Here is a 9,960-nt window from a genome sequence, read left to right as displayed (position 1 = left end):
GCGACTGTCGACGGTGCGGGGGCATGGGGGTGGCCTCCTGGCGCGTCCGGTTCTTCCAACGTTGGAAAACTGGTGGTGCCACCCGGCATGAGAGCACGTACGTACGCGCCCCGTCCATAGGGCTGACGCGGATATGCCGTCCGGAAACGCATGACCGCTGCCCGGACCGGGCATGACGATACGTCAGGGAGGACACAGCGGGCAGGACCGGGCAGCGCTCGGACGTTTCCCGAACGGGACCGATGGTCGTATAACGATGTACAACTGAGCGGCCGACTACCGGGGGTTCGCGCGCCGGCGGGCGGAACGCGCACACTTGTGACCCGGTCCGCCGCAGCTCAGCGAGGAGCCGGCCGAGGGAAGGAACTGCGTGGGCGCCAGCCTCAAAGACGTCGCACACCTGGCGGGCGTGTCCGTCAAGACCGTGTCGAACGTGGTCAACAACCACCCGCATGTCACTCCGGCGACGCGGGAACGGGTCCGGCGGGCGATCGACGAGCTGGGCTACCGGCCGAACCTGACGGCGCGTCACCTGCGCAAGGGCCGGACCGGGATCATCGCACTGGCCGTGCCCGAACTCGGCAATCCCTATTTCGCCGAGCTGGCGGGCGCGGTGATCGACACCGCGGCCCGGCACGACTACACGGTGCTGCTCGACCACACCGCGGGCCGCCGGGAGAAGGAAGTGCTGGTCACTCAGGGTTTCCGCACCCACGTCATCGACGGGCTGATCCTCAGCCCGATCGAGCTGGAGACCTCCGACCTGCTCGGCCGCCGCCCCGACGACGGCCCCCTCGTACTGCTCGGCGAGCGGGAGTACGAGGCGCCCTACGACCAGATCGCCATCGACAACGTGGCCGCCGCGCGTACCGCCGTACGCCACCTGACCGGACTCGGCCGGCGCCGCATCGCCTTCATCGGCGCCCGCCGCGAGACCGCCCGGCGCCCGGCCCACCTGCGGCTGCGCGGCTGGCGCGAGGAGTTGCTCGCCGCGGGCCTGCCCTGCGACGAGTCGCTGGTCGCGGCCACCGACGGCTACGGGCGCTGGGACGGCGCCGCCGCGATGAACGCGCTGCTGGATCGCGGCGCCCGGCCCGACGCCGTGTTCGCGTACAACGACCTGATGGCGCTCGGCGCCATACGGGCCCTGGTGGAGCGCGGGGTACGGGTGCCGCAGGAGGTGTCCGTGGTCGGCTTCGACGACATCGAGGAGGGGCGCTTCGGCGCGGTGTCGCTGACCACGGTGGCGCCGGACAAGCAGGCCATAGCCCGCCTGGCGGTGGAACGAGTGGTGGCCCGGCTCACCGGCACGTCCGGGCTGCGCCCCGAACGGATCCAGCCCGGCTACACCCTGGTCACCCGCGAGTCGACGGCGCCGCATACGGTGTGAACGGCCGCGTCCGCGGATCCGGTGGTGGTGCGTGCCCGAGCGTACGGCTCCTCGCCGGACCTGTGTGCGCGGCTTAGGCGGCGCCCGGCCGCGGGCCGCAACGGAGCGGCGATCACGGCTACGCCGATCCACCCGCCCGACCGGACCGCCTGCCGATCCACCGCCCGACCGCACTACTCGCCGACTTACCGCCCGCCCGCACCACCACCACCGATCCACCCGCCCGGCCGTACCGCCCGCGCCACCCGACCGCACCATCCACCGATCCACCACCCGACCGCACCGCCCACGCCACCGCACCACCGGCCGCACCATCCACCGATCCACCACCCGACCGCACCGCCCGAAGCTGAGCGGTCTGCGAAGCCGAACCATCGGACCGGCCGGTCATCCGGCCGGGAACGACCCGCCCGTCCGACATTCCGCCCGGCCCACGACACATCCGGCCCGCACATCCGCCCGCTTCGACCCGACCCGACCGAAGGACCCGATCCATGCCGCCCAACGCCCCGCTGCCCATCGCCGAGCCGTTCGGCACCACGTCCGACGGCCGGCCGGTGGAGCTCTGGCGGCTCGCCTCCGCCTCGGGAGTGTCCGCGCAGATCCTCACCTACGGGGGGATCCTGCACGACCTGCGGGTGCCCGACCAAGCGGGCCGCGCCGAAACGGTGGTGCTGGCACTGCCGGACGTGGCGTCGTACGAGGAACGCAGTCCGTTCTACGGGGCGTTGATCGGGCGGTACGCGAACCGGATCGCGGGTGGCCGTTTCACGCTGGACGGCCGGCAGCACCAGCTCCCGGTCAACGACCGCGGAAACACGCTGCACGGCGGCCCCGAGGGCTTCCACCGGCGGCTGTGGCGGGCCGAGCCGCGGCCGGGCGCGCTGCGGCTCACCCTGGACAGTCCGGACGGGGACATGGGCTTCCCGGGCGCGGTCACGGTCCGCGCCACCTACGCGCTGGACGCGGACGGCACGCTGACCCTGGACGTCGAGGCGCTCACCGACCGGCCGACCGTCATCGCCCCGACCCAGCACGCGTACTTCGACCTCGCGGGCGCCGGAAACGGGAGCGTGCTCGGGCACACCCTGCGGATCGACGCCGACCACTACCTGCCGGTGACGCCGGAGGGCATCCCGCTCGGGCCGGAGCGCGAAGTGGCGGGCACTCCCTTCGACTTCACGACGGCGCGGCCGATGGGGATGCGGATCGAGGCGTCCGACCCGCAGCTCACCGATGCCGGCGGGTACGACCATTGCTTCGTGCTCCGGCGCCCGGCCGGCGACCCCGGCACGCCGCGCACCGCCGCGGTGCTGCACGATCCGGACAGCGGCCGCACGCTGGAACTGCGCACGACCGAGCCGGGCCTCCAGCTCTACACCGGCAACAAGCTGGACGGCACCCTGGCCGGCCCGAACGGCCGGCGTCACGAGCGGTTCGGCGGGGTGTGCCTGGAGACCCAGCACCTGCCGGACTCGCCCAACCGCCCGGAGTACCCCACCACGGTGCTGCGGCCCGGCGAGGTGCTGCGCACCCGTACCGAATGGCACTTCCCGCATCTGAGCCGGACCGGGGAGGGCGCGTGACGGACGAGGACGAGCGGCCGCTGCTCGTGGTGGACGGCGCCAACGTGGTCGGCTCGGTCCCGGACGGCTGGTGGCGGGACCGGCGCGCGGCGGCCGAACGGCTCCGCGACGCCTTGGTCCCGCTGGCCACGGGGGGCCTCCCCGCCGACAGCGGCGCCCCGTCCTGGGCGATCGGCACCCCGCTGGACGTCGTCCTCGTGGTCGAGGGCGCGGCCCGCGGCATCGACCCGGTCCCGGGCGTCCGCGTCGCCACCGCCCCCGCGAGCGGCGACGACCTGATCGCCGATCTCGCCGCCGACTCCCGCGCCACCTCCCCCACCCGCCCCTGCCTGGTCGTGACCGCCGACCGCGAGCTGCGCACCCGGGTCACCACCACCGGCGCGCAGGTCACGGGCCCACGCACGGTACGCCCCCGCTGAGCGCCCACCGCCGGGGGGCCGCCCCGCAGGGGCGCGGGGCTGATTTGATGTGCGGCTGGCGCCGCGTGGGCGCGAGCTCCCCCAGAGCTTCGCCTGGGGGTACCCCCACCCACTCGCCGGTGGTCCGGACACGACAGCAACAACCCCTCCCGGTCGGTGACGACCCGCGCCACGGAATGGGGCACAGGCCTTCACAGCCCGACGCCGCTCATGCCTGGCATGGCCAAAAAGCTCGCGTCCGAAATCCGCCAGAGCGCGCGCCCGGCCCGGGTGATACTGGAGGCATGACGACCGAGGACAGCAGGTACGAGGCCGTGCGCAGCAGGGACGCCCGGTTCGACGGAGTGTTCTTCTTCGGGGTGGCCACGACCGGGATCTACTGCCGGCCGAGCTGCCCGGCGATCACGCCCAAGCGGCAAAACGTGTCGTTCTTCGCCACCGCCGCGGCCGCGCAGGGAGCCGGGTTCCGGGCGTGCCGGCGGTGCCGACCGGACGCGGTGCCGGGGTCGGCGGACTGGAACGCGCGGGCCGATGTGGTGGGGCGGGCGGTCCGGCTGATCGGCGACGGGGTGGTGGACCGCGAGGGTGTGGCGGGGCTGGCCGCGCGGCTGGGGTACAGCGCACGGCAGGTGCAGCGGCAGCTCAACGCCGAGCTGGGCGCGGGGCCGATCGCGCTGGCCCGGGCGCAGCGCGGGCACACCGCACGGGTGCTGCTCCAGACCACCTCGATGCAGGCGGCCGAGATCGCGTTCGCGGCGGGGTTCGCGAGCGTGCGGCAGTTCAACGAGACGATCAAGGAGATCTACGCGGCCACGCCCACCGAGCTGCGGGCGGGGCGGCCGGGGCGGCTGCCGGTGGCCGGGCGGGACGGCGCTGCGGGGGTGCCGCTGCGGCTGGCGTACCGGGGCCCGTACGACACCGCGCAGGTCTTCGGCTTCCTCGCCGAGCGGGCAGTCGCCGGGGTGGAGGAGGTCACCGGGGAGCCGGGGCGGCGGACGTACCGGCGCACGCTGCGACTGCCGCACGCGCCGGGAGTGGCCGAAGTGGCCGAGCGGGCGGGCACCGGCGGCTGGCTGGAGTGCTCGCTGCACCTGGGCGACCTGCGCGACCTGACCACGGCCACCCAGCGGATACGGCGCCTGTTCGACCTGGACGCCGATCCGTACGCGGTGGCCCAGCGGCTGTCCGCCGACCCCGCGCTGGCGCCGCTGGTCGCGGCGACCCCGGGGCTGCGGGCGCCGGGAGCGGCCGACCCGGAGGAGCTGGCACTGCGGGCGGTCCTCGGCGACGGGCTGCCGCTCCCGGAGGCCCGGCACCTCGCGGCGGATCTGGTCGCGGCACACGGCGAACCCCTCCCGGAGCCCAGCGGCGGCCTGACCCACCTGTTCCCCCGGCCACGCGACCTGACCGCCGCCCCGGGCGACCTGGGCATCGCTGTCGCGCCGCAACGCGCCACCGCCGTACGGGCGTTGGCCGTGGCCCTGGCCGGCGGTTCACTCCGCCTCGACCCGGGCGCCGACCGCGACGAAGCCGAACGCGCGCTCCTGTCCCTCCCCGGGATCAGCACCTGGACGGCCGGCTACATCCGCATGCGTGCCCTGAGCGACCCGGACGTCCTCCTCGACCCCGCCCTCCTCCTCACCCTGGCCCCCGCCCACATCTCCCGCTGGCGCCCCTGGAGTTCCTACGCCACCCATTACGTCTGGCACGCGGAGGGCTGAGCCCGCACTGTGCCGGAGCGGCCCGTACTCCCCCAGGGATCAGCGCTCCCCCTCCGCCCCACCCCGGCGGCGGCGTTCCTCGGCGACGAGGTCGAGGAAGTGGGAGAGGCGTTCGCTGGGGAGGTCTTCGTCCTCGTCGTCCGGGGCGGCGAAGGGGCCGTGTTCCTCGGTGCGGTCGGAGGGGCGGGGGCCTTCGGGGCCGTCGGGGCCGACGCGGAGGACGCGTTCGACGCGGACGATGCGGAAGTGGCGGTCGGCGACGTCGAGTTCGTCGACGCGGTCGGTGTCGAGGCGGTCGGCGGCGCGCTTGTGGATCTCGCGTTCCTCGGCGGTCAGTTCGCGCTGCCAGGGGAAGAGGACCCGAAGTTGCATGGCCAGGCCGTCACGGGCGGCCTGGGGGGTGGGGGCGAGGCCGGCCGAGGCGGGGCGCCAGCCGTGGCCGCTGCGTTCGGCGGTCATGAAGGTGGCCGGGAGCGGAAGGACACCGGGGTGGCTGCGTACGGCGTGGCGTGCGTCCCGCGCGGCGTCGTCCGGCACGGTGGCGTCGCGGTCCACGGCGGCCAGGAGTTCGGCGGTCAGCACGCTCTCGGGGGCGGTGCCGGGGGTGACGATCAGGCCGGCCGCGGGGTCGGCGGTCGTGGCCGGGTCTCCGGGGCCGCCCGGGTCGGGATCGGTGACGCGCGGCGGTTCGGGGCCGTCGGGGCCCATGCGCAGGAAGCGTTCGGCGCGTATCACCCGGTGCCGGTGGCCGCCCGCCGTCAGTTCGTCCACGGCTGACGTGTCCAGCCGGTCGGCCGCGGCGAGGTAGTCCGCCGCGGCGGCGGTCCCGCCGGTGTCCTGCGCCAGCCGGGCCAGCGCACGGAAGTGCGCCCCCAGTTCGTCGCGGGCGTCCTGCGGAGTACGGCCCGCGAAGTACGGCAGCACTTCCCAGGTGCCGTCACCCCGCTCCCGGGCGGCCCCGAACACGGGCCCGCCCGCGACCAGTGTCGAGGGATAGTGCTTGCGGGCCTTCCACAGTTCGATGTCGGACGGCCTGGTGGTCTGCGGGTCCGGCGCCACGAGCGAGTCGATCCAGAGCGTCGAGGCGTCGTCGTCGGCGTACGGCTCCATGGCACCAGGATGCATAACCCCTCCCCCGCACGCGGCCGTTCGGCGAAACGCGCCCGTTTCCCACCCCTCGCGGCAATCGTGCCTGCGGCAACTGATCGCGCTCCTCCGGGGGTTGGCTCACGTACCGCCCCGCGCCAGGATTCGGGCGATGCCCTCGGGGGACAGGAGGTGGTGGACGGCGAGGCGGCGGGCGCCTTCGATGCCGGCGCGGCGGCCCAGGAGGGTGCTTTCGATGGCGACCGTGCGGGTGGCGAGGGGGAGGGCGCGGCGGTAGACGGCGGCTCGGATGTCGGCGAGCAGGTCGTCGTGGAGGCTGGCCATGGAGCCGCCGAGGACGATGGTGTCGGGGTTGTAGAAGCTGACCAGGGAGGCGAGGACCTCGCCGATGCGCTGGGCGGCCAGCCGTACGTGCCGGCGGGCGACGGGATCGCCGGCCCCGACCAGCCGGACCACGTCGGCGACGTGCTCCACGGGCAGGCCGGCCTCGCGCAGGCTCGCGGCGATCGCGGCGCCGGAGGCGACGGCCTCCACGCAGCCGGTGTTGCCGCAGTGGCACAGCACGTCGTCGTGGCCGGGCACCCGGATGTGGCCGATGTCGCCGGCCGCGCCGGTCGCGCCGCGGTGCACCAGGCCGCCGGAGACGATGCCGCAGCCGATGCCGGTGCCGACCTTGACGTACAGCAGGTGGGCGGTGGCGGGCCGGTGGCCGTACTCGCCCAGCGCCATCATGTTCACGTCGTTGTCGACCAGGACGGGCGCGTCGTAGCGGCCGGCGAAGAACTCGGGGACCCGGTAGCCGTCCCAGCCGCGCATGATCGGCGGGCGGATGACCGTACCGGTGCGCGCCTCGACCGGTCCGGGCACGCCGACGCTGATCGCGCGCACGTGCTCGACCGGGTGGCCGGCGGTGGCCAGCAGCCGGCCGATCTGCTCGTGGACACCGTTGAGAACGGCCTCGGGCCCTTCGTTGATGTCCAGTTCCTCGGTGGTCTCGGCGAGTACGGTGCCGCCGAGTTCGGCGACCGCGACCGCGCTGTGGGTGGCGCCGAGGTCGACCGCGCAGACCACCGCCCTGTGCGAGGCCAGGTGCAGGGCCAGCGGGGGCCGGCCGCGCTCGGTGGCCACCGTGCCGCTCTCGACCAGCAGTCCCTTGCTGATCAGCAGGTCCACCCGCTGGGCGACGGCGGCCCTGGACAGCCCGGTGGCGGTGGCCAGTTGGCTGCGCCGGGTGGCGCCGCCCGCCACCAGTGCGGCCAGCTCGCTGAGCGCGGTCAACTGCCGGTCCTGCCGGTCGCCTGCCGTCGCCACGGGCACCCCGCCCCTTCTGTCCTCTTCGTCCTGACATCGTCCGTGACGTCGCCGTGAGCACTCGCCAACGGTCGCGACCAGTGGTGAGCCGCCGTCAACGGACCCCCCCCCCGCCGTGCACCGCAGTGGTCGCGGCCTGATCGTCATGAGCCGCGAGCCACGAACCGCGAACCGCGAGCCATGAGCCTGCCATGAGCCCGCTGTGCGCGGTCGTGCGCCCGGTCCGGCTCTGCGATCCACCCCGCTATTTATGACAGAAGTTAGCGTAAATCTTGCCATTGTCAACCGAATGCCCGCTGGCTAGCGTTTCATGCGGACCGAAAGGGAGGGCAGTTGTGACCCAGACAGCGACGTCGCTGCGTACCGGCATCGCCGGTACCGGCATGATCGGGCGCGTCCATCTGGACGCGGTACGCCGCGCCGGCGCGCCTGTCGCCGGGATCAGCGCCTCGTCTCCGGCGCGCGCCAAGGAGGCCGCGGCCGCGCTCGGCGTGGCCCAGGCCTTCGACTCCTCCGAGGAGCTGGTCACCAGTGACGAGGTGGACGTCGTGCACATCTGCACACCGAACGAGTCGCACGCGCGGCTGGCCGAACTCGCGCTGCGGGCCGGCAAGCACGTGGTGTGCGAGAAGCCGCTGACCACCTCGGCGGACACCGCGGACGCGCTGGCCCGGCTGGCCGCGGACAGCGGCCTGGTCGCGGCGGTCCCCTTCGTCTACCGCTACCACCCGATGGCGGCCGAGGCCCGGGCCCGGGTCGCCGACGGCCGGGCCGGCGAGGTCCGGCTGGTGCACGGCCACTACCTGCAGGACTGGCTGTCCGAGCCGGGCGACACCAACTGGCGGGTGGACGCCGCGGCCGGCGGCCCGTCGCGGGCGTTCGCCGACATCGGCTCGCACTGGTGCGACCTGGTCGAGTGGGTGACCGGTCACCGGATCGCCGAGGTGACGGCGCTCACCAGCACACTCCCGCGGGACGGCGGCGTGCCGGACACCGAGGACGTGGTGCACCTGCTGCTGCGCACCGACCGCGGCGCGACCGGCACGCTGACCGTCTCCCAGGTCTCCCCCGGCCGCAAGAACCGGCTCTGGTTCGAGGTGGACGGGGCACGTACCTCGCTGGCCTTCGACCAGGAGAACCCGGAGTCGCTGTTCGTCGGCTCCCGCGGGGAGAACGCGGCCGTGCTGCGCGACCCGGGGCTGCTCTCCCCCGACGCGGCCCGGCTGTCGGTGGTGCCGGGCGGTCACCCCATGGGCTATCTCGACTGTTTCGCCGCTTTTGTCCGCGATGTGCACGCGGCGATCCGCGACGGCGCGGCGGCCGTACTCCGTCATCCCACGTTCGACGACGCCGCCCGCATGGTGCGCCTCACCGAGGCCGTCCTGACGTCCGCGGCGGACCGGTCCTGGAAAGAGGTCTCCTGAGATGAAGCTCGGCTTCCTGACCGCCTGCCTGCCGCAGCTCCCGCTGGAGGAGATCGCCGCGTGGGCCGCGGGTCACGGCTACGAGGCACTGGAGGTGGCGACCTGGCCGGCCACCGGCTCCCGGGACTTCGAGGCCAGCCACCTGGACGTGGCCGCCTTCGACGAGCGGGCCGCCGACGCAACCCGCGCCCTGTTCGACAAGCACGGCCTGACCCTGTCGTCGCTGGCGTACTACGAGAACAACCTGCACCCCGACGTCGCCCGCCGGGCCGAAACAGCCGCCCACGTACGGGCCAACGTGGACGCGGCGGCGCTGCTGGGCGTGGAGACCGTAGGCACCTTCATCGGCCGCCACCCGGGGCTGAGCGTAAGTGAGAACCTGGCGCTGGCGGAACGCGAACTGCCCGCGCTGGTGGAGTACGCCGGTGAGCGCGGCGTGAAGATCATCATCGAGAACTGCGTGATGGAGGGGTGGCACCCGGACGGCTACCCGGGCAACCTCGCCTACTCCCCCGAGCTGTGGGAGTGGATGTTCGACCTCGGCTTCTACCTCAACTACGACCCCTCGCACCTGCTGTGGCTCGGCATCGACCCGGTGACGGCGCTCAAGCCGTACATCGACCGCATCCCGCACGCCCAGGCCAAGGACGCCCAGCTCGACCCGCGGGCCCGGGACCGCTACGGCTTCTTCGGCCGCAGCGTGGCCCGTACCGACGGCTGGGACAGCGGCTGGTGGCGCTACCGGGTGCCGGGGCTGGGCGACGTGGACTGGCGCCGGATCGTCGACACCCTCTACGAGGGCGGCTTCACCGGGGTGCTGTCCGTGGAGCACGAGGACCCGGTGTGGAGCGGGGACGTGCACCGGGTCACCCAGGGGCTGAAGATCGCCCACCGCACGCTGAGCCCGCTGATCGTCGGCTGAGCACCACTGACCGCCGGCACCCGCTGATCGTCGGCTGAGCACCGACCGTTCCAGGATCAGGACCCGCACCAGAACCAGGA

General features: G+C 73.8%; 8 protein-coding genes. 6 read left to right on the top strand and 2 right to left on the bottom strand.

The features are described from left to right. Nucleotides 1–370: 370 nt before the first annotated feature. The 4 genes from ITX44_RS39835 to ITX44_RS39820 all read left to right on the top strand — a co-directional run bounded on the left by ITX44_RS39835 (nucleotide 371) and on the right by ITX44_RS39820 (nucleotide 5,116). Nucleotides 371–1,390 (top strand): LacI family DNA-binding transcriptional regulator, encoded by a 1,020-nt coding sequence (locus ITX44_RS39835; protein WP_205364909.1) that lies wholly within the window; start codon nucleotides 371–373, stop codon nucleotides 1,388–1,390. Between the two features lie 494 nt (nucleotides 1,391–1,884). Further along, nucleotides 1,885–2,976: an aldose epimerase family protein gene (locus tag ITX44_RS39830; RefSeq protein ID WP_205364907.1), complete on the top strand. Its 1,092-nt coding sequence runs from the start codon at nucleotides 1,885–1,887 to the stop codon at nucleotides 2,974–2,976. After that, complete coding sequence (locus ITX44_RS39825) at nucleotides 2,934–3,395, top strand: NTP pyrophosphohydrolase (protein WP_205364906.1); 462 nt, start codon at nucleotides 2,934–2,936, stop codon at nucleotides 3,393–3,395. Before ITX44_RS39830 ends, ITX44_RS39825 begins: the two co-directional genes overlap by 43 nt. A gap of 284 nt (nucleotides 3,396–3,679) precedes the next feature. Continuing rightward, entirely contained in the window at nucleotides 3,680–5,116 is a 1,437-nt protein-coding gene (locus tag ITX44_RS39820; RefSeq protein ID WP_205364904.1) for a bifunctional transcriptional activator/DNA repair enzyme AdaA, read from the top strand. Between the two features lie 39 nt (nucleotides 5,117–5,155). Here ITX44_RS39820 and ITX44_RS39815 read toward each other — a convergent pair whose 3' ends face one another. Together ITX44_RS39815 and ITX44_RS39810 are read right to left on the bottom strand one after the other, a co-directional pair. Continuing rightward, nucleotides 5,156–6,226, bottom strand: coding sequence for a DUF5954 family protein (locus ITX44_RS39815; protein WP_205364898.1), 1,071 nt, complete (start codon nucleotides 6,224–6,226; stop codon nucleotides 5,156–5,158). A gap of 117 nt (nucleotides 6,227–6,343) precedes the next feature. Continuing rightward, nucleotides 6,344–7,534, bottom strand: a complete 1,191-nt coding sequence (locus tag ITX44_RS39810; protein ID WP_307795710.1) for an ROK family transcriptional regulator — start codon at nucleotides 7,532–7,534, stop codon at nucleotides 6,344–6,346. A 335-nt stretch (nucleotides 7,535–7,869) separates the two neighbouring features. On the opposite strand from ITX44_RS39810, the gene ITX44_RS39805 reads away from it, so the two are divergent. Together ITX44_RS39805 and ITX44_RS39800 are read left to right on the top strand one after the other, a co-directional pair. Next, nucleotides 7,870–8,958 (top strand): Gfo/Idh/MocA family protein, encoded by a 1,089-nt coding sequence (locus tag ITX44_RS39805; RefSeq protein WP_307795709.1) that lies wholly within the window; start codon nucleotides 7,870–7,872, stop codon nucleotides 8,956–8,958. Nucleotide 8,959: 1 nt separating this feature from the next. After that, complete coding sequence (locus ITX44_RS39800) at nucleotides 8,960–9,880, top strand: sugar phosphate isomerase/epimerase family protein (RefSeq protein ID WP_205364894.1); 921 nt, start codon at nucleotides 8,960–8,962, stop codon at nucleotides 9,878–9,880. Nucleotides 9,881–9,960 lie beyond the last annotated feature (80 nt).

Origin of the sequence: Actinacidiphila acididurans (assembly GCF_016918855.1) — a bacterium.
Lineage (GTDB): Bacteria > Actinomycetota > Actinomycetes > Streptomycetales > Streptomycetaceae > Actinacidiphila > Actinacidiphila acididurans.
This window is presented reverse-complemented; position numbering and strand designations above follow the sequence as displayed.

Bases quoted from the DNA above. Each gene is read 5' to 3' on its own strand.
- ITX44_RS39825 (WP_205364906.1), top strand. From the start codon at position 2,934: ATGGCACTTCCCGCATCTGAGCCGGACCGGGGAGGGCGCGTGACGGAC.
- ITX44_RS39820 (WP_205364904.1), top strand. From the start codon at position 3,680: ATGACGACCGAGGACAGCAGGTACGAGGCCGTGCGCAGCAGGGACGCC.
- ITX44_RS39830 (WP_205364907.1), top strand. From the start codon at position 1,885: ATGCCGCCCAACGCCCCGCTGCCCATCGCCGAGCCGTTCGGCACCACG.
- ITX44_RS39800 (WP_205364894.1), top strand. From the start codon at position 8,960: ATGAAGCTCGGCTTCCTGACCGCCTGCCTGCCGCAGCTCCCGCTGGAG.
- ITX44_RS39815 (WP_205364898.1), bottom strand. From the start codon at position 6,226: ATGGAGCCGTACGCCGACGACGACGCCTCGACGCTCTGGATCGACTCG.